Below are 19546 nucleotides of genomic sequence, written 5' to 3' on the forward strand. Positions count from 1 at the left end.
CACGCGGGGGTTCTAACTTACAACACATTAAAATACCTAGCCTCCGGATGTGCAAACACAATCGCTGACACCGATGCTTCCGGCTCCATCATGCAGCCGTCCGTCAGCTCCACCCCGATATCTTCCGGCTGAATCAACTTGAACAGCTTCTGTTGATCATCCAAATTCGGACATGCTGGATACCCGAACGAGAAACGCTGCCCTTGGTACTTAGCCGAAAAACGTTCCTTCATTGTAAAGCTGACAGGGTCCGGGAAGCCCCAGCGGTCGCGCATTTGCTGGTGGACGAGTTCTGCGAGGCCCTCAGCAGTTTCAAGTGCCAAAGCCTGCAGTGCATGGCTTTCCAAAAAGCGGCCTTCTTCCTTATAAGCTGCTCCTAACTCGCGAATTCCCCGTCCGGCCGTTACGGCAAACAGTCCCACATAATCCATGACGCCGCTGTCACGCGGCTTCACATAATCGGCCAAGCAAAGGTGAGGCGCTTTTACCTGCCTTGGAAAATCGAACTGCTCAATCACTCTACTCGTGTCCTCCGGGTCATAGATGAACAGGGTGTCGCCTTCTGACTGAGCCGGGAAGTATTGATACACGGCAGCTGGCGTGATGAGTTTATTCAGCTTGACTTCGGTCAGCAGCTGATCCACCACACCTTTCACTTGCAAGGTGCGCTCGTCTTTTTCAGCAACTAACTTTTCAATCTTTCCTTTCACCCCAAGATGGTGGCCAATCAACATTTGCATGTTAATGTACGGCTCGACATGGGAGACGGATATGTTACGAAGCAGGTGTCGCTTCGTATCACTTGGCGTAAATACACGTACATCCCGCGAGACATTGGAGCGAACTTTAACTGCCGTTGCCACAGCACGGCTGTCCTCGGCAATACCAGCCGCGCTCTCTGCAGCCACCGCTGCCTCACGCAACCTCTTCTGTTTATCCGCATGTTCATTCACCAGCACTTCAAACTCTTCAGGCGAGCGCAGCTGGTTGGCAAGTGACAAGCCGTTCATCGCATCCTTCGCGTACAGGACAAGCCCTTCATACTCTTTAGAAATCTTGTTGTCTGTGAACTTCCGAGACAACGCTGCCCCTCCTACTAAAATAGGAACGGAGATGTCGGACTGTTTCATATCCTGCGCCGTTAACACCATCTGCTGGGCAGACTTCACAAGCAGTCCGGATAGGCCGACGATATCCGGTTTTTCTTTTTTAATAGCCTGAATTAAATCGGTGGAGGTGACTTTGATTCCGAGATCGACTACATCGTATCCATTGTTGCTCAGGATGATGTCGACCAGGTTTTTCCCGATGTCATGTACATCGCCTTTAACAGTTGCGAGCAGAACTTTCCCTTTAGAAGAGGAGGTATCACTTGCTTCCATATATGGCTCTAGGAATGCAACGGACGCTTTCATGACCTCGGCACTTTGCAGGACTTCCGCAACGATCAGCTGGTTATCGTTGAACAGTCGCCCGACTTCCTTCATCCCGTTCATCAATGGACCGTTGATGATTTCGAGTGGTGTGGGGTAGGCGGCCAACGCAAGATCCAAATCAGGGAGGAGTCCTTCTTTTGTCCCTTCCACCACATAGTAGGCTAGTCGCTCGTCAAGCGGTAAATCCGGAATATTGGACTTTGCCTCTTTCTTTTTGCCGCGGTAAAAATCCGTAAACACTGCCAATGATTCATCGGTTGTTTCAAACAGCAATTTTTCCGCCATCTTGATCTCTTCTGCTGGGATGGATGCGAAACGCTCCAGTTTTTCCGTGTTTACGATCGCATAGTCTAGGCCGGCCTGTGTGCAGTGGTAGAGATATACCGCATTGAGCACTTCACGCCCGACAGGTGGGAGCCCGAATGAAACGTTGCTGACGCCAAGTATCGTCAGACAGGCAGGGAAGTGTTCTTTTATCAAGCGAATCCCTTCAACGGTTGCATTCGCCGACCCAATATACTGCTCGTCACCTGTACCGACAGGGAAAACAAGCGGGTCGAAAATGATGTCAGTAGGGGAGACCTTGTACTTGTTTACCAAAAGATCATAGGACCTCCTGGCAATCTCAAGCTTTCGTTCCGCGCTAACGCCCATTCCTTCTTCGTCAATGGTGCCGACGACAAGCGCCGCCCCGTATTTATGAACCAATGGAATAATCGCTTCAAAACGCTCCTCGCCATCCTCAAGGTTGATGGAATTGATAATCGCTTTTCCTTGCGAGTATTTCAACGCGGCCTCGATGACCTGTTCGTCGGTGGAGTCGATGACAAGCGGAACCTTCACTTTTTTCACGACTTCTTGTACGAAAGCTTTCATGTCCTCGAGCTCATCGCGGTCCGGGTCAGCAAGGCAGATGTCGATAACGTGGGCGCCGCCTTTTACTTGGGCACGCGCCACTTCTGCAGCCTCTTCAAATTTTTTCTCCGCAATCAGTCTCTTAAACTTACGGGAGCCGATGACATTGGTTCGCTCCCCGACCATGATTGGGCGAAGGGATGGGTCGTCATAGATGAACGATTCTATCCCGGAGACACTATGGTGTTCTGGAACAGAGGCAGAAGCGCGAGGCTTATATTCCTTCATCACTTCCGCAATCGCGCGAATATGGTCTGGAGTCGTCCCGCAACAGCCGCCCACGATGTTCAGCCAGCCCTGTTCGGCAAAACCGCCAAGCTTGGTCGCAAGGGACTGTGGTGTTTCATGGTAGTGGCCTTCTTCATCAGGCAAGCCGGCGTTCGGATAGCAGCTAACCGCACTTTTGGACAGGTTGGAAAGCGTCCGGATATGGTCCTGCATGAATTCCGGGCCGGTTGCGCAGTTCAAGCCTACTGCAAGAGGTTTCATATGCTCCACAGATACGTAAAACGCATCAATGGCCTGCCCGGCAAGGGTGGTTCCCATCGGTTCAATCGTTCCGGAGATGATGACAGGAACCGTGATACCAGTCCTTTCAAAAGCGCGCTGGATTCCCAAGAAGGCGCATTTTACGTTCAATAAATCTTGGCTCGTCTCTACTAAAAGACAGTCAGAACCGCCGTCCAATAATCCGCGGGCCTGCCCCTCATAGGAATCGGTCAGCGCGTCAAAAGTGGTTCCGCCTGTAACGCTCAATGTTTTGGTGGTCGGACCGATGGAGCCTGCGACAAAGCGGGGCCAATCCGGTGTGGAAACACGGGAGGTCGCACGCTTGGCAATTTCCGCGCCAAGTTTATTAATCTCGTAAGCCTTAAAACCAAGCTCATACTCATCAAGTACAAGATCTGTTCCGCCGAACGTATTCGTTTCCACAATATCGGCACCGGCGTTCAAATATTCCACATGGATGCGTTCGATGACATCGGGTGCTGTGATGTTCAGGTTCTCGTTACAGCCGTCATACTCTTCGCCGCCAAAGTCATCTGGCGTTAGGTTTGCCTGCTGCAGCATCGTTCCCATCGCGCCGTCCATGATCAATATTTTCTTTTGCAGTTGTTGTTCTAGTAGTGTGATAGATTTAGACATTTTGAACCCTCCTGGATGAATGGAACGGACCGTATTTTTTTGCATAGGTGGCAAGCTCGACTGTCAGTTCATAGCGCATGAATGGTGTGATCAGATAGATGCCGTTAAATAGTTCAAGTGCCGCATCCAGCAGCCCTTTGGCAATGTTCAATCCCTCGAGAGTTGCCTGCTGTGGATCATGTTGATGACGATTCATCGCCTCGAGCACCTTTGGAGTCAGCTTGATTCCCGGTACTTCGTGATGTAGGAAGTTAGCGTTCCTACTGCTTGTGAGCGGCATAATTCCGATATAGATAGGGGCATCTATATGCTTGGTAGCCTGATAGACTTCCAGTAATTTTTCTTCGGAAAAGACAGGCTGACTGATGAAATAATCGGCACCGGCTTCTATTTTTTTCTCCAGACGTTCGACCGCCTTATCGATGACGCGGACATTCGGGTTGAAGGCAGCTCCGACAGAGAAACTGGTGCGTTCGCCAAGTTCTTTTCCGGAAAGGGATACGCCTTGGTTGAATTGTTTGATCATATTGATGAGACCAAACGAGGTGACATCATAGACGGAGGAGGCACCAGGAAAATCACCGACCTTTGTTGGATCCCCAGTGACTGCCAACACGTCATGGATGCCAAGCTGATGGAGACCCATCAAGTGTGACTGCAAGCCGATCAGATTGCGGTCGCGGCAGGTGATATGGATCAGCGGGCGCAACCCGATATCCGTTTTAACGATGGATCCCAGCGCGGTGTTGCAGACCCTTGGGGAAGCAAGGGAGTTGTCTGCCAGAGTCAGTGCATCAATGCCTGCGTCCTTCAAGGCTTTCGCGCCAGTCATAAATTTATCTGTGTTCAGTTTGCGCGGTGGATCGAGTTCCACGATGATGGATTGTTGTTTTTTTGCTTTTTCAAAAAGTGGTGTTGGCACTTCCTTCTTCCGTGAAGGGATGATGATGGTTTTCTCTTTCCGCTTTACTTGTTTTTCCTTAACAGGAACCACGCCTTGAAGCGCCTCGGAGAAAGCCTGGATATGAGCCGGAGTCGTCCCGCAGCAACCGCCGAGTAACCGTACGCCCTGGTCGCGAAAGGCGAGAGCCGTTTCTTTAAAATAATCCGCGTCACTATCATACTCAAGCTTTCCGTCCACATAGGAAGGGAGACTTGCGTTCGGATAGGCCGAAAGGTAAGCAGTCTTTGGAATCGATACCTCTTCCAGTGTGGAAATCATATGATATGGGCCAAGGCGGCAGTTCAGTCCGACAATATCAGCACCAAGCGATTCCAAACGGTTCAGGGCGTCTGTGATGTGCACGCGGTTTTGCAAATAACCAACCTCTTGGAGCGACACTTGCGCAATGATTGGCAGGTTCGTTTCTTTTCTAGCAATCTGCAGGACCGTCTGCAGTTCTTCTAGGTCATAAAAAGTTTCTAGTAAAATACCATCGACCCCTTCAAGCAGCAAACAGTAGAGCTGCTCACGGAAGGTGCGTTTAATTTCCTCGAGTGGGATGGCTTCGGGCTTGATGGCACGGATCCCCCCGATGGTGCCGACCACATGGGCATCAGGATGATCCGCCACGGCCTTTCTCGCCAGCCTAACCGCCGCACTGTTTATTTCCTTCACTTGATCCTGCAACCCATAGCGCTCAAGCTTGTGGTAGTTGGCCGCATAGGTGTTGGTCTGGATGAGATTGGCGCCGGCATTCAAATATGCCTGGTGAATATTATAGATTTGGTTTGGTTGCGACAAATTCAATTCCTCAAAGCAACAATCAGAGCCGTAAGAATAAAGGAGGGTCCCCATCGCACCGTCTGCAATCAAAATTTTGTCTTGTTGTAAACTATCTAAGATTCCCATGATATACCCTCCGTTGTTCTTGGTTTCCGCTTGCTGCTGTAATGATATGTTGAAATGCCTGTTCAAAGTCTTCTATTAAATCTTCCGCACTTTCCAGTCCTACCGACAGGCGGAGTAGGGAGTTTGAGATGCCGCGTTTTAATCGTTCTGCTTCCGGCATTGCCGCATGAGACATTTTTGCCGGAAAGGAAAGGATGGATTCTACTGCTCCTAAACTAACAGCGAAAACCGGAATTTCGACCTTGCCGACAAACTTCCTTAAATCCTCCTCGCTGTGTAATTCAAAAGAAAGGACAGCTCCAGGTCCTTGCGCCTGACGATGTTGAAGCGTAAAGCCGGGGTGTGTCGTCAATCCTGGAAAATAAACCTTTTTAACGGCAGGATGTTTTTCTAGGTAACTGGCGATTTTATAAGCGGATTTTTGGGACTGCTCAAGCCTTACATGTAACGTTTTAATTCCTCTTAAGACCAGCCAGGCATCTTGGACACCAAGCACCGCGCCGAAAGAATTTTGCAAAAAGGCTAAACGGTCGGCAAGCGCAGGATCCTTCGCCACCGCAAGGCCTGCCACGACATCGCTGTGTCCGGAAAGAAACTTTGTTGCGCTATGCAGGACAAGGTCGGCGCCAAGCTCAAGCGGCTTTTGCAACGCTGGAGTTAAGAAAGTATTGTCGACGAATGTCCATGCGCTGATTGATTTGGCAAGTGTAGAAACCGCCGTGATGTCCGTTACTTTTAACAACGGATTGGAAGGTGTTTCTACATAAAACAGTTTGGTGTTGGCTTGGGTGGCCGCTTTCACTTTATCCAAATCCGTCATATCCACAAACGTATGCTCCACACCGTATCGGGTAAGAACTTCTGACACCATCCGATAGGTGCCGCCGTATACGTCTTCTGAGATCAAGACATGGTCACCTTGTGAAAGCAGCAAGAATGCAGTCGAGATAGCAGCCATACCGGATGAAAAGGCAAACCCCCGTGTTCCTTCTTCTAGGTGAGCGATTGTTTCCTCGAGAGCTTCCCTGGTCGGATTGGCAGAGCGTCCATAGTCATATTTACCAAAGGAATCGATGTCAGGTTGATGAAAGGTGGATGCATGCTGAATCGGTACGCTGACCGCCCCATTGCTTTTATCAAACTTATGGCGGTTGTGTAACAGCTTTGTTTGAAAAGAATGGCTCATGATAGGACCTCCTTTTGAATGGAAGCAGAAGCAGCCTTCAGCGCCGCCTCTAAGTCTTGGATCAAATCTTCTGCGTCTTCAATGCCGACCGAAAAACGCAGGAGCCTGTTGCATACGCCGGTTTCCAAGCGGATTTTTTCTGGAATGTCTGCATGTGTCTGGGTGGCAGGATACGTGATGAAGCTTTCCACACCCCCAAGGCTTTCGGCAAAAGTGATAAGGTTCAAGTTTTGAAGCAGGGGATTGACCCATGCCTCGTCTTGGATGCGGAAGGAGAGCATGCCTCCCCGTCCTGGATACAGTACGTCTGTGATGGAATCATGCTGATTTAAGTATTCGGCAATCCGTTTTGCATTCTTTTCGTGTCGCTCCATGCGAAGGGACAAGGTTTTCATACCGCGGATCAACAGCCAGGAGTCGAACGGACTGAGCACCGCACCTGCCGCATTATGGTGAAGACCAAGGGATTCACAAAGCTCCACGCCTTTTGCGACAATGAGCCCTGCAAGCACATCATTATGCCCGCCAAGGTATTTGGTCGCGCTGTGGATGACGATGTCCGCGCCGAGTTTTATGGGATTTAATAGGACAGGAGTGTAGAACGTATTGTCACAGATCAGAAGGAGGCCGTGCGCTTTCGCAAGTTGTGAAACGGCTTCGAGATCTGTTTCTACCATTAGGGGATTGGTTGGAGTCTCCACAAAAATGGCCTGTGTATGTGGAGTGATGCTGTCTTCGATTTGTGAAAGGTCTGTTGTGTCCACATAGCTACAACACAGTCCCCATTTTTTATAGCCTTCTTCAAAAAGTCGGTACGTGCCGCCGTACAAGTCCTTACAAACGATGAGGTGGTCGCCGGACTTAAAGAGGGAAAGGATGGTCAAAATTGCCGCCATTCCGGAGCTGCAGGCAAACCCTTGGTCGCCGCCCTCTAAATCTGCAATCGCCTTTTCCAACACATGACGCGTCGGATTTCCTGTTCTTGTATAGTCGTATCCCGTTGATTGCCCAATACCTTCGTGTCGATAGGCAGTGGAAAAATAAACAGGTGGATTGACAGTTCCAGTGGCAGTTTCTGAACGATTTCCAATTTGCGCAAGCTTTGTTTCCGTTTTATACATGAATGGGCCTCCTATATGGTAAGTGACAATCGTTTCTTCCAGAGGGATGGGCTTTAATGCTTTATCGGATAAAAAGAAAAAGCCTTCTATAAGAAGAAGACTTTTCTATCGAAAGTTCATTCTTCTCATCTCTGCAAGCATCACAACTTGCTGGAATTAGCACCTTTTCAACGTCCGTACTGTCGGACGCTGCTGGTTGCTGAGGTGTCTTCGGGCCATTCCCTCAACCTCTCTGGATAAGAAAGTTCACTATTTAATTTTCTGAAGAATTTAATTATTTTACTAATTTACAACAGGTCAGAAGGAAATGCAATGTTTTTTTCTGGATGAATTAATTTTATGCGGTGAAGGAGTGGGGTAGAAGTTAAGTGGGGAAAGATTTTTTTTGTCATAAAATGGTCAATCTCAAAAGAGGAAATTGCATGGAGCATGTTATATAATGTTAACTATAAAGTATGTGAATCTTTTCACTAACTCACTATTTCAATCCGATTTTCATTAACAGAAAAGAGGGATTCAACATAATGAAGGACTTAAAAAGTATCGCAAAATCACATAGAGGCACAAGGATGACCTTGATTTTGATTGCTGTTTTGACAGGAGCAACGGTTATCGGGCAGGCTTATTTTTTCGTCACTATTGTAGATCGAGTGTTCCTAAGGGGTCACACGTTCCAAGAAATCCTGCCATTCCTTGGGGGGCTTTTAGCGGTATTGGCTGCACGAGCGGCTTTAACCTATTGGAGCGGCCTCACAGGTGTGAAGCTTGCTGCCAAAGTAAAACGAGATTTCCGGACTGCGTTACTGCATAAATTTTCTAACAGTCCGGTTCAAGCTTCCTTGAAAGGACAGTCAGGTCAAAAGGTGAGCGTCATGATGGATGCGGTGGATGAGATCGATCCGTATTTCAGCAGGTATGTGCCACAGGTCATCCAATCGAGCATCATCCCGATCATGATCTTGATCGCTGCATTCAGCCAGCATGTGAATACAGGATTGATTATCCTGATCACGGCGCCGTTCATTCCCATCTTCATGATCGTGGTGGGCTTGAAAACAAAGAAAAAATCAGAAGAGCAGATGGATAAACTGAATGCTTTTTCTGGAACGTTCTTGGATACCTTGCAAGGGCTCACGACGTTAAAGCTGTTCGGCCGCTCAGCCAAGCAGCAGGAAACGATCGAAAACAGCAGCTTAAGCTTCCGGGATGCAACGATGGAAGTGCTGAGGATCGCATTTTTGTCATCGTTGATGCTGGAATTCATTTCGATGCTTGCTATTGGATTGATTGCGCTTGAAGTAGGTTTACAACTTGTTGTCTTTGAAAATGTTACGTTCTTTACAGCCTTTTTCGTATTAGTATTGGCACCTGAGTTCTACCTTTACTTGAAGGAGCTCGGAAGCGCCTTTCATACTGGACGCGGTAGTATGGGAGCCGCGAAAAAGGTGACAGATGAGCTGGCAGAGGAGGAGACTCCTATCGAATGGGGAGACGCATCTTTTGAAATGGAACAAGGTCCGCCCACTATACAATTGAAAGATCTTAGCTTCCGTTATGGGGAGCAAGGCTTTGCCATAAATAATGTTTCAGTGGATGTTCCGCCTCTTACACAGCTTGCTTTGGTTGGCAGAAGTGGTGCCGGAAAGTCGACACTGCTCAATCTGATGGCAGGGTTGATTCGCCCGTCAGAAGGGGAAGTATTGGTGGATGGAAAGCCATTATTTGATTTTGAGGAAAAAGCATGGTTTGACCGAGTCAGCTATATTTCGCAAAATCCGTATCTTTTTTCTGGAACGATTGCCGATAACGTTGCGATTGGCGGGAAGGCGGAAGCAACACTAGAGGAGATAAGAAGTGCTGCGGAGAAAGCGGGTATCCTTCCGTTGATTGAATCTTTACCAGAAGGTTTTGAAACGAAAATCGGCGAAGCAGGGAGAGGATTGTCGGGCGGCGAGAAGCAACGATTGGCGTTGGCGAGAGCCTTTTTGAAAAAGCCATCGGTCATTCTGTTTGACGAACCAACTACAGGACTCGACCTGCAGACCGAGCGGATTTTACAAGCTTCCATGAAGGAGCTGGCTAAAACGTCGACAGTGATCACCGTTGCGCACAGATTGCATACGATCAAACAGGCAGATACCATAATACTCTTAGAAGCGGGCCAGCTACTTGCTCAAGGAACACATGACGAACTGGTCGAAGCGGTACCGGCTTATCGTGAAATGGTGTCAGTCCAGCAAGGAGGGAGCGCAGGATGAAAGAGTTAGCACATGTAGTGAAACTGGTCATGTTGGAGAAAAAAGACATACTCTTGTCCATTTTGCTCGGATTCTCAGCAGGGATTACGGCCGTTGGGCTGTTTGCTTCAAGCGGCTATCTCATTTCCAAAGCGGCCTTGGCTCCGCCGATTTATACCTTGACGGTCATGATTGCGGTGTTGAAGCTCTTCGGTTTCGCGCGGGCATTCAGCCGTTATGGAGAGCGGCTGTATTCGCATAGGGCGACCTTTACGATCTTAAGTAATCTGCGGGTTTCTTTTTATAAAAAAATAGAGCCGCTTGCGCCGCAGATCTTTCAGAAATATCGCAGCGGTGATTTGCTTGCACGAATTGTGGGGGATGTGGAAAGCTTACAGAACTTCTTTCTACGTGTGTTCTACCCGCCAGTAGTGCTGGTACTCGTCTTTTTAAGCACGATTTTTTTCATTTCCTTTTTCTCTATTTATCTGGCAATGGTGATGTTTGTCGGATTGATTTTGACTGGATTTGTGGTGCCGGCGTACTTTGCGCTCGGGCAACGCCGATTGCAAAATCGTGTTCGAGAAGAGAGAGGAGCGCTTTCGACAGAGGTGACGGAACTGTTTTACGGATTCCGTGACTTGAAAATCTATCAGCAACTGGATGACAAAGAGAAGATGCTTGCTGATGCTGCCGGTTCTTATGTAGCCGAGCAGGAACGAGAAGGGATACAGGCAATGTTCAATCAATCGGTGAACACGTTTGTCACCTTACTTGTTTCATGGTCCTTGCTCGCACTTGGTGCATATTTGACGGTGGAAGGGCAGTTTGAAGGCTTGTTCCTCGCCATGCTTGTGATGATTTCCTTGACTGTTTTTGAAAATGCCGCTCCGATGGCGGTATTTCCAAATCATTATGAGGAGAGTAGACGGGCGGCAGTAAGGCTGGATGATGTCGTGGGCGGAGAGCCGGTTGTAGGTGTGGCATCTGCTGAGAAAACGGTGGAACTACCTGTGCGAAAGGCATTTTCTTTTGCGATGAAGGATGTCAGCTTCCGCTACCCAAGAGAATCCCGTTTGACGCTCGATGGGGTGGATATCAGTTTACCTGCGGGATCCAAAACGGCCATTGTTGGGCCAAGTGGTTCTGGGAAATCGACGTTATTGCAGTTGCTGTTGAAGATATATGAGGCAGAGGAAGGGATTGTCTCTTTAGATGAGTGGAAGTATGATGCAGTGGAACAGGAAGACTTGTGGAGCAAGGCGAATGTAGTCTTGCAGGAAAACCACTTTTTCTACGGCACTGTCCGTGAGAATCTCTCTCTTGCCAAAGATGGTTTGAGCGATGAGCAAATGTTGGAGGCATTGGGCGCGGTGAAGCTTGACGGGTTCTCCTTGGATGATGAGGTGCTCGAAAAAGGGGAGAACCTTTCCGGTGGGGAGAAACAACGGCTTGCCATTGCTCGTGCTTTGTTGAAGGCTGAACGATTGTGGCTCTTGGATGAACCGACTTCCTCCGTGGATGCTGTTACAGAAGCGGCGATTTTTAAGAAGCTTTTTGAGGTGGCGGCAGAGGATACATTGGTGCTGGTGAGTCACCGCTTGACGGGCCTTGAAAAGATGGATCAAATCATTGTCATGGAGAATGGCCGTGTCGTGGAGGCAGGGACATATGATGAGTTGATGAGGATGCAGGGGTATTTCTATGAGATGAAAGAGATTGAGAAGAGCGTGTTTATGTAGGTGAGTGTTTTAGCTTTGGCTTTGGCCGTCTTGGAGTGTTTGGTGATCTCTGGGCGGCTTTTTGATTTGGTGGATAGCCGACCTGGAGCAAATGTCCGAAGTTTTCGCAAAGTTGACCGAAGATTTCGCGAAGTTGACCAAAGAATTGGGAAAATTGACCGAAGTTTTCACGAATTTGACCGAACGAATTTTTCAAATGACTGAAGGCCCAAAATATTTGACTGAACATGCCCCTGTAAATGTCCGAACCCCCACCAAAATAGGTAATAAAATGTCTGAACCAATGGGGAAGTTGTCCGAATGGTTTTTCGCACCCAAAAAGTGACTCATTTTCTTCTCTTTTTACTCCAAAATCACTAAAAGCCCCAAACCCCAAACCCCTAATTTGCTAAAAACCTTTCCAAAAAACCCCTCACCGCCCCTCCAGAATCATAACGTCCCCCACACGCAAAAAAGCAGCCCCATCAAAGGACCGCCTCATCTAACCTATCTATCAGTCATCCCACTCCACATATAGCACTTTTCCTGTAATGGCATCAACATAGACCGTTACGTCGTCATCGTCGCCGTTTTGGTGGTTGTTGATTTCCACTTCATACACAAGTTTTCCGTTTTCGCGCTCAAGCTCAATATCTTCAAGCTCGCCCGGTACTTCCTTTTTCGCAATTCCCTTAGCTTCTCCAATGGAAATTACAGCTTCATCCGTAGTTGCGTTCTCTGTATTTCCGTTCTCACCAGTAGCTGCTTTTTGTCCGCGGCGCTCGCGGCGCTCTTCTCTTTTTTCCTTGATGATTTCGCCGTTCTCTGCGTCCACCTTGAATTCGAACTCATACTCTTCGTTTTCTACTTCCATTTCATAGACAAGGCGTCCGTTTTCACGATCCTTTTCTGCTTCGGTCAACACGCCATTTTCCACTTTCGCCAACACAATGTCTGTGGCCTCTTTTAATGTGACACTAGTCTTTTCTCCAGATGGATCAGCAACTTGAACCTGCTTTAACGTTTCTTTTGTATCCTCGTTTTTTAACGCTTCCGCTCCAACACTGATTCCTCCGATAAGGACTGCTCCTGCCATTACTGCTGTAAAGATCTTCATCATAAATTCCTCCTTGAAATATTGTTTGTTTCGCTTGCTATACTTACATCATAGCCAGCCAACATTAATAGAAAAGGAGGAAAACATTAAAAAATCTTAATGAAACTTCTGTTTATCTTAATCCCATGTCAAAGACAGTATTTCTCCTGTATAAGCATTGATGATGATGGTCGCTTCCGATTCTTCATCCACTTCCATTTCCACCTCATACACTTTGATGCCGTTCTCTTCATCCAACTCCACATCTTCCACTTTTCCTGGAACTTCCTTTAAGGCAATTTCAATGGCTTCGTCACGGGTAAGCATGCTCGGAGCCGGATCCTCTGTTACAGGTGGTTCAGGCTGTTCGCCTGCCTGCTCATCTGCAGGTTCCTGTTCTTCAGAGGAAGGGGCTTCACCGTTTCCTGTTTCTCCTTTGCGGTTCACCAGCTTTAAAGAGGTGATTTCATTAGTACGGCCGTCAACGGTGAGTTCATATTCCCCCATGTCATTTTCCATATATACTTCATACGATTCTTCTTTTTGCTCCAACGAGGTAATGATACTGCCCTTATATTGACTTTCCACCAGCTCCCGTACTTCCGTTTCCGTTGCCAGCGTTTCTGTTTTGTGAAAGAAAAGGTAGTAGATTGCAGCGCCTGAAAGTACTAGGAAAGCGCCGGTGCTTAGAATCATAAGAACTTGTTTATTTTTCATTCGCATTCACTGTCCTTTCCGTTCCCTTTGGCAAGGTCACTTTTACCGTGGTTCCTTGTCCTTCTTCACTTGTAAAATCGATGGTTCCTTGATGGGCGTCCACAATTTGCTTCGCAATGGAAAGACCGAGCCCTGCACCGCCGGAGTCGCGGTTTCTGGCTTTATCGACCCGGTAAAAGCGGTCATAGATTTTATCAAGGTCCTCTATTGGAATTCCTACTCCTTTATCACGGACAGAAAAATAGCAGGTGCCAGCCGTCTCGCCAAGCTCCAACTCGACTTCCGCCTCACTATATTTCCGCGCGTTATCCAACAGAATATAAAGTAACTGCTTTATTCTATTGGTGTCTGCCAAAACAGGAGATGTTAGTCCCAGGTCAACAAGCCGGATGTCCCTGTTAAAAGAAACCTCCATATTGTGTGCTGCTTGCTTGCAGAGGTCACGCAAATCCACTGTTTCTTTTTTCAACACCATATCATTCTCCGCATTTGCCAACTCTAGCATTTGCTCGGTCATTTCCTTCATCCGGATAGACTCAGAATAAATGGCGTCTACCGATTCCTCCAAAAGTTCCGGCTTCTTCATGCCCCATCGTTTCAGCATGCTCGCGTAACTTTCAATCACAGTCAGCGGAGTCTTTAATTCATGAGAGGCATCGGAAACAAACTGTTGTTGTTTTTGATAGTTTTTCTCTAGTATATCAATCATTTGGTTGAACGTATGGCCCATCGTATAAAGCTCATCCTTGGAGTTGCCCTGCAACTGAAGCTTCTGGTAATCCCCTGTCTGCTGGATTTGTTTCATCGTTTTGGTCATGGCTTGGATGGGAGTTAAAATGATTCCGCTTAACATATTGCCGAAAAATAAAGCGGGAATTAAGAGAAATAAAGATGCCAAAAGCAAAACGATAAGCAACGTGTCAATGGTGCGTTTGGAATCCTCGAGCTTTTCGGTAACCTCCAGCATAACGATGCTCCCGTCCGTCCAGATCAACGGGTAAGAAACAACTGCGTACGGCGTGCCTTCAATCGTACGGATGGCGGAAAACTGCTGGTTCTGGAACTTCGTGGGAACAAGCCTCATGTCATATTCTTTCGCACTGTTGGCAACAGAGGTATTCTCTTCTGTCACGATGCGGATCATCCCGTTAGGAGGAAGATATGCATTAAGCAGGGAGCTGAAGTCCGTTTCGTTCTCGCTAATCGCACGGTTCACCGCCTCTGTCACCGACTCGGCATGGTCCTTCACCCGGTTGAGGTCATTATCCAGGATGTTCTTTTGAAAAAGAAAATAGATCGCTCCGTTGACAAAAAGCAACATGATGACAAGCCAGACGCTTGAAAATAAGAGAATTTTACGTTTAATTTTCATTCCATGCTACTCCTTCAACCGGTATCCGACACCGCGGACAGTCAACAACACATCTGAGAGGTCCAGCTTTTTCCGGAGGTGTCTGACGTAAACGTCAACGATATTGGTGTCCCCGTAATAATCAAAGCCCCATACCCTGTTGAGGATTTGTTCGCGGTTCAGGGCCTGCCCCTTGTTTTCGATAAAATAAACAAGCAGATCGAACTCTTTTGGGGTAAGATCCACATGTTCCTCGCCACAAAGGACTTCGCGTGTTTTTTCATTCACCATCCAATCCTTAACAGTCAGGACACTGGAGTTCTCAAGGCTTGACTGGACTGTTCGAAGGGAAGCCCTGACCCTTGCCAAAAGTTCCTCTATTTCAAAAGGCTTTGTCACATAGTCATTTGCTCCAAGATCGAGGCCGCTCACCTTATCAGGAATGGAATTTCGGGCCGTCAGAAGGATAACTGGCGTGCTCGTATCTGTGGAACGGATTCTCCTTAACACCTCAAGGCCGCTCAATTCCGGCAGCATCACATCGAGCAACACCAAATCCCAATGTTGTTCTTTGAATTTTTCCAAGCCGCTCGTGCCAGTGAATGCAGCGTCCGTTTCATAGCCCTCATGCTCAAGCTCCAGTTGAAGGACACGGGCAATCTTTTTTTCGTCTTCAATGATCAATATGTTTGCCATCGCAGTTCTCCCACTCTCTACATAGGATTCTTTTGATTTCTTTATAACATAGGAAGGCACTTGTTTCCTAATATAATTGCATTGACGCGCATTGTGAAAGGATAGTATAGTAGAAGGTAAATGATAATGATTATCATTAGAGAAACGAAGGATAATTCATATACATAATTCATCAGAAAAGGGTGTGGAAGTATTGGTACGACGGTTTTTCTCGTATTATAAGCCATATAAGTGGCTGTTTATTTTGGATTTTTCCTGCGCCGTTTTGGTAGGGTTGCTGGAGCTTGCGTTTCCGATTGCCGTTAACCAGGTAATTGACAGACTCTTGCCGCAAGAAAATTGGACGGTCATCGTTTGGGCGTGCATCGGGCTGCTTGCCATCTATGCGATTAATACCGGACTGCACTACATTGTTACCTATTGGGGGCATATGCTCGGGATTAATATTGAGACCGATATGCGGAGAAAGCTTTTTCAGCACATGCAGAAGCTGTCATTCGGTTATTACGACAACAATAAAACAGGTCACTCCATCTCAAGGCTGACCAAGGACCTAGAAGAGATCGGAGAAGTGGCCCACCATGGACCTGAGGATGTGTTTGTGGCATTGATGACCCTGACTGGGGCATTTTTCATCATGCTCTCCATCAACTGGAAGCTTGCCATTTTATCATTCTTAGTCATTCCGCTATTAATGGTTCTCGCCATCTATTTTAATAAAAAAATGACACGCACGTTCCGCAGAATGTTCAGTGACGTGGCGGAAATCAATGCAAGAGTAGAGGACAGCATCGGTGGAATCCGCGTAGTGCAGGCTTTTGCCAATGAAAAGCACGAACAGAAGCAATTTGCGGTGAACAATGAAAGCTACCGTTCTACGAAACTTGCTTCCTATAAAATCATGGCTCAGAACGTTACGGCCAACTACATGCTGATGCGCCTTGTGACTTTATTTACCCTGTTATTCGGAACCTTTTTTGTTATCCGCGGGGAATTGAGCTACGGGGAGTTTGTCGCATTCATCCTTCTGTCCAATATTTTATTAGGACCGATTCAGAAAATAAATGCCGTAATAGAAAGCTATCCAAAGGGAATTGCCGGGTTCAAACGGTACACGGAAATTATGGATACGGAACCTGATATTGCAGATGCGCCAGATGCTGTCCATGCGGACCTTGAAGGAGAGATTCATTACCGTCATGTATCGTTCGGTTATGAAGGAAATGAGAAAGTATTGAAAAATATCAATCTCACCGTAAGAGCGGGGGAGACAGTAGCGATTGTTGGTCCATCAGGTGCAGGAAAAACAACCCTGTGCAGTCTTTTGCCTAGGTTCTATGAACTGGAGGAAGGCAGCATCCTCATTGACGGCTATGATACACGCGAATTGAAGCTCGAATCTTTGCGAAGCCAAATAGGCATCGTGCAGCAGGATGTATTTTTATTTTCCGGAACCATCCGGGAGAATATCGCGTACGGCAAACTTGATGCCTCAGATGAAGAGATCATGGAGGCGGCAAGACGTTCCCAGCTGGATGAATTCATTTCCACCCAGCCGCAGGGACTTGATACAGTCATTGGGGAACGCGGAGTGAAATTATCCGGCGGTCAAAAACAACGCCTTGCCATTTCGCGGATTTTCCTGAAGAATCCACCAATCCTTATTTTAGATGAAGCGACGTCCGCACTTGATACCGAAACGGAACGCGCTATCCAAGAGTCGTTGACGGAGCTGTCCAAAGACCGGACAACGCTTGTCATCGCCCACCGCCTTGCTACCATAAAAAATGCAGACCGTATCATGGTTGTGACGAAAGACGGTATCGCGGAGCAGGGCCGACATGAGGAACTGATTGAAGCAGAAGGAATCTACAGCAGACTGCATCATGCACAATTCGGATAAAATGTTAGGAAATTTCTGTAAGGGTGTTTCAACTGTTTCCACGGGGGAATGTAAAGAGAAAAGAGTTATCATTTTTCCTAGGAGGAAACAATTATGAAAAAGACAATATTAGGTGTATACGATACAGAGAAAAAAGCTAGAAATGTAGTGGAAGGATTAATTGTTCAAGGATATCAGGCAGAAGAGATTGTCATTGTGTCACTAGGTGATTCCCTTGGTTCTGATTTTCCGATGGGAACACGGGTTGAGAGGATTGTCCCAGAAGAGGATGAATCTGTGGTGGATAAAATCTTTTTGCCAGATGAAGCACAGGCACCAAAAGGAGTAGGAAATAAACTATTGAAGCTTGGCCTGTCAGACCGTGACGCTCCGATGTATGCCACAGATGTGGAAAACGGCAGGATCTTGGTGCTGACAAATGAAAAAGAGACTCAAGAAGCACGCGCCGTTGAACCTTGTGTGGTAGATCGCGAGCCAGTGGGCCTGAGACAGGTAGACAAATAAAATTAAAGGAACGCCTCCTATAGTTGGGGCGTTCCTCTTTTTATGTTTAAAAGTGTTATGATTCAATCCGTTTTAATGGCTTGGTTGCTGGCCCTTCCAATACATCTCCTTTATAGGAGAACCTTGATGCATGGCAAGGACAATCCCACGAACGTTCCGCATCATTCCACACGACATCGCACCCCATATGGGTACAGGTAGGCTTTACAAGGTGGCATGTGCCTTCCTTGTCCTTGTAGGCTCCAACTTTTTTACCATCAAGCTGGATGATCCCACCCGCATCATGTTTCAGTTCTTCGATGCTACGGGACTCTCTTTTTATTTTTCCCTTAATCAGTTCTTTTGCTACTGTTGCATTTTCCTTTACAAAAGTTTTGGTGTTGCTGTAATCCACTTCACTCCTACTAGGATGGAATAGATCCTTGTAAAGATTGTCCTTGTTGAGGATACTATCTTTCAGGATACAAGCAGCAATCGTACCGTTAGTCATCCCCCACTTCGCATATGCGGTAGCTATAAGCACATTTTCAGTCCCTTTCTTCACAGGGCCGATGTAAGGCAAGTTATCTAAAGAAAAAATATCCTGGGAAGACCAATGAAATGGGATATCCTCTATATCAAAATACTTGCTCCCGAAATGGGCCAGCTTCTCATAATGAGTAGAGGTGTCTCGGTCATTTTGTCCGGTAGGATGACCATGCCCTCCAAGAAGCAATAATTTCTTTCCATCAGGCCCAGTTGCAGAGCGGATCGAGTGTGTCGGTTTATCTGCGCTCAAGTACATGCCATCTGGTATGTTTCCTTCTTTTACTTTAGCCGCCAGAGCGTAAGAACGTTCCACATGTAATCTGGAAAATAAAAGGCCCTTCAAATCATTGAATGGGTAATGGGTGCTGACGATAATATGGTTGCTTTTCACCTTGCACCCGTTTTCCGTTTTTACAATCGATGAATCTGCCTGTATGTCGGTAGCTCTTGTATGCTCATACACTTTCCCGCCGAGTTTTGTAAAAGCCCGCAGCAGTCCGTTAAGATAGTTGACTGGATGAAACTGTGCCTGATCCCGCATCATCACGGCATTTTTTATAGAAAAGGGAAGGGCAAGATCTTCCGAATGAGCAAAGCCGCCATCTATACCAAGCTTGAGATAGGCATTCGCTTCTTCCTCCACTTTTTGCTCCATTTCCTTGCTTGTGGAGTAAATGAATGAAGGGAGGGTGCGGAAGTCACAATCTATCTTCAGATTGTTGATGCAGTCCTGAATGAAAGATAAGCCTTCTTGATTTGCCTCATAATAAAGAAGAGCTTTTTCTTGTCCATGTTGCTTTATTAAATCTTGATAAATCAACCCATGCTGAGAGGAAATTTTAGCAGTGGTAAACCCAGTGGTACCGCCAATGACTTTCCCTGCTTCAAGGAGAGTAACTTTCAACCCTTCCTTTGCAAGCAGATAAGCGGCGGTAATTCCGGTAATCCCTGCACCGATGATAGTCACATCTGCTGAGACATCCTCCGTAAGCAAGGAAAAGGTATTAGCTGAATTTTGCTCCATCCAGAGTGAAGCGGGATAGGAAGGTAATTTTGAAATATTAGGCATATTAGAACCTCCATTAAATAGCGTTACTAATTCCTACCCTAACCTGATGGGAAAATATCTTCCTGGAG

General features: G+C 47.1%; 13 protein-coding genes and 1 riboswitch. Of the genes, 4 read left to right on the forward strand and 9 right to left on the reverse strand.

Translation table 11 applies throughout. The features are described from left to right. Positions 1-17: 17 nt before the first annotated feature. Genes metH through LG307_RS01345 form a run of 4 tightly spaced genes read right to left on the reverse strand, consistent with a single transcriptional unit; the run spans position 18 to position 7656 of the window. On the reverse strand, positions 18-3497 hold the full coding sequence (gene metH / locus LG307_RS01330) for a methionine synthase (protein WP_404447159.1): 3480 nt from the start codon (positions 3495-3497) through the stop codon (positions 18-20). Beyond that, positions 3490-5349 (reverse strand): bifunctional homocysteine S-methyltransferase/methylenetetrahydrofolate reductase, encoded by a 1860-nt coding sequence (locus LG307_RS01335; protein ID WP_404447161.1) that lies wholly within the window; start codon positions 5347-5349, stop codon positions 3490-3492. Before LG307_RS01335 ends, metH begins: the two co-directional genes overlap by 8 nt. Further along, positions 5333-6535, reverse strand: a complete 1203-nt coding sequence (metC, locus tag LG307_RS01340) for a cystathionine beta-lyase (protein WP_404447164.1) — start codon at positions 6533-6535, stop codon at positions 5333-5335. The genes LG307_RS01335 and metC overlap by 17 nt, the downstream gene beginning before the upstream one ends. Beyond that, positions 6532-7656: a methionine biosynthesis PLP-dependent protein gene (locus LG307_RS01345; protein ID WP_404447166.1), complete on the reverse strand. Its 1125-nt coding sequence runs from the start codon at positions 7654-7656 to the stop codon at positions 6532-6534. The genes metC and LG307_RS01345 overlap by 4 nt, the downstream gene beginning before the upstream one ends. A 122-nt stretch (positions 7657-7778) precedes the next feature. Next, positions 7779-7899, reverse strand: a riboswitch (SAM riboswitch). A 281-nt stretch (positions 7900-8180) separates the two neighbouring features. Here LG307_RS01345 and cydD point away from each other — a divergent pair. Together cydD and cydC are read left to right on the forward strand one after the other, a co-directional pair. Then, on the forward strand, positions 8181-9914 hold the full coding sequence (gene cydD / locus LG307_RS01350; protein ID WP_404447169.1) for a thiol reductant ABC exporter subunit CydD: 1734 nt from the start codon (positions 8181-8183) through the stop codon (positions 9912-9914). After that, positions 9911-11635: a thiol reductant ABC exporter subunit CydC gene (cydC, locus tag LG307_RS01355; protein WP_404447172.1), complete on the forward strand. Its 1725-nt coding sequence runs from the start codon at positions 9911-9913 to the stop codon at positions 11633-11635. Before cydD ends, cydC begins: the two co-directional genes overlap by 4 nt. A 493-nt stretch (positions 11636-12128) precedes the next feature. Here the strand turns inward: cydC and LG307_RS01360 are convergent, their stop codons facing one another. From LG307_RS01360 to LG307_RS01375, 4 genes are all read right to left on the reverse strand, one after another. Then, on the reverse strand, positions 12129-12734 hold the full coding sequence (locus LG307_RS01360) for a PepSY domain-containing protein (RefSeq protein ID WP_404447175.1): 606 nt from the start codon (positions 12732-12734) through the stop codon (positions 12129-12131). 114 nt (positions 12735-12848) lie between these two features. Then, complete coding sequence (locus LG307_RS01365) at positions 12849-13427, reverse strand: PepSY domain-containing protein (RefSeq protein WP_404447176.1); 579 nt, start codon at positions 13425-13427, stop codon at positions 12849-12851. Next, positions 13417-14799, reverse strand: coding sequence for an ATP-binding protein (locus tag LG307_RS01370; RefSeq protein WP_404447179.1), 1383 nt, complete (start codon positions 14797-14799; stop codon positions 13417-13419). Before LG307_RS01370 ends, LG307_RS01365 begins: the two co-directional genes overlap by 11 nt. A gap of 6 nt (positions 14800-14805) precedes the next feature. Then, on the reverse strand, positions 14806-15474 hold the full coding sequence (locus tag LG307_RS01375) for a response regulator transcription factor (protein ID WP_404447182.1): 669 nt from the start codon (positions 15472-15474) through the stop codon (positions 14806-14808). Positions 15475-15667: 193 nt separating this feature from the next. Here LG307_RS01375 and LG307_RS01380 point away from each other — a divergent pair, with 193 nt between their 5' ends. Both LG307_RS01380 and LG307_RS01385 read left to right on the forward strand, forming a co-directional pair. Next, positions 15668-17377 carry an ABC transporter ATP-binding protein gene (locus tag LG307_RS01380; protein ID WP_404447185.1) on the forward strand — a complete coding sequence of 570 codons (1710 nt, stop codon included), beginning with the start codon at positions 15668-15670 and terminating at the stop codon, positions 17375-17377. Positions 17378-17470: 93 nt separating this feature from the next. Beyond that, positions 17471-17881 carry a general stress protein gene (locus tag LG307_RS01385; RefSeq protein ID WP_404447188.1) on the forward strand — a complete coding sequence of 137 codons (411 nt, stop codon included), beginning with the start codon at positions 17471-17473 and terminating at the stop codon, positions 17879-17881. Positions 17882-17936: 55 nt separating this feature from the next. On the opposite strand, the gene LG307_RS01390 is transcribed toward LG307_RS01385, so the two are convergent. Further along, entirely contained in the window at positions 17937-19478 is a 1542-nt protein-coding gene (locus LG307_RS01390; RefSeq protein ID WP_404447191.1) for an FAD-dependent oxidoreductase, read from the reverse strand. Positions 19479-19546: the final 68 nt, after the last annotated feature.

Origin of the sequence: Sutcliffiella horikoshii (assembly GCF_044809035.1) — a bacterium.
GTDB lineage: Bacteria > Bacillota > Bacilli > Bacillales > Bacillaceae_I > Sutcliffiella_A > Sutcliffiella_A horikoshii_G.

Excerpts from the sequence above, each read along its gene's own strand:
- LG307_RS01370 (WP_404447179.1), bottom strand. The coding sequence starts at position 14,799 with ATGAAAATTAAACGTAAAATTCTCTTATTTTCAAGCGTCTGGCTTGTC.
- LG307_RS01390 (WP_404447191.1), bottom strand. The coding sequence starts at position 19,478 with ATGCCTAATATTTCAAAATTACCTTCCTATCCCGCTTCACTCTGGATG.
- metH (WP_404447159.1), bottom strand. The coding sequence starts at position 3,497 with ATGTCTAAATCTATCACACTACTAGAACAACAACTGCAAAAGAAAATA.
- LG307_RS01365 (WP_404447176.1), bottom strand. The coding sequence starts at position 13,427 with ATGAAAAATAAACAAGTTCTTATGATTCTAAGCACCGGCGCTTTCCTA.
- LG307_RS01375 (WP_404447182.1), bottom strand. The coding sequence starts at position 15,474 with ATGGCAAACATATTGATCATTGAAGACGAAAAAAAGATTGCCCGTGTC.
- LG307_RS01345 (WP_404447166.1), bottom strand. The coding sequence starts at position 7,656 with ATGTATAAAACGGAAACAAAGCTTGCGCAAATTGGAAATCGTTCAGAA.
- LG307_RS01335 (WP_404447161.1), bottom strand. The coding sequence starts at position 5,349 with ATGGGAATCTTAGATAGTTTACAACAAGACAAAATTTTGATTGCAGAC.
- LG307_RS01360 (WP_404447175.1), bottom strand. The coding sequence starts at position 12,734 with ATGATGAAGATCTTTACAGCAGTAATGGCAGGAGCAGTCCTTATCGGA.
- cydC (WP_404447172.1), top strand. The coding sequence starts at position 9,911 with ATGAAAGAGTTAGCACATGTAGTGAAACTGGTCATGTTGGAGAAAAAA.
- metC (WP_404447164.1), bottom strand. The coding sequence starts at position 6,535 with ATGAGCCATTCTTTTCAAACAAAGCTGTTACACAACCGCCATAAGTTT.
- cydD (WP_404447169.1), top strand. The coding sequence starts at position 8,181 with ATGAAGGACTTAAAAAGTATCGCAAAATCACATAGAGGCACAAGGATG.
- LG307_RS01385 (WP_404447188.1), top strand. The coding sequence starts at position 17,471 with ATGAAAAAGACAATATTAGGTGTATACGATACAGAGAAAAAAGCTAGA.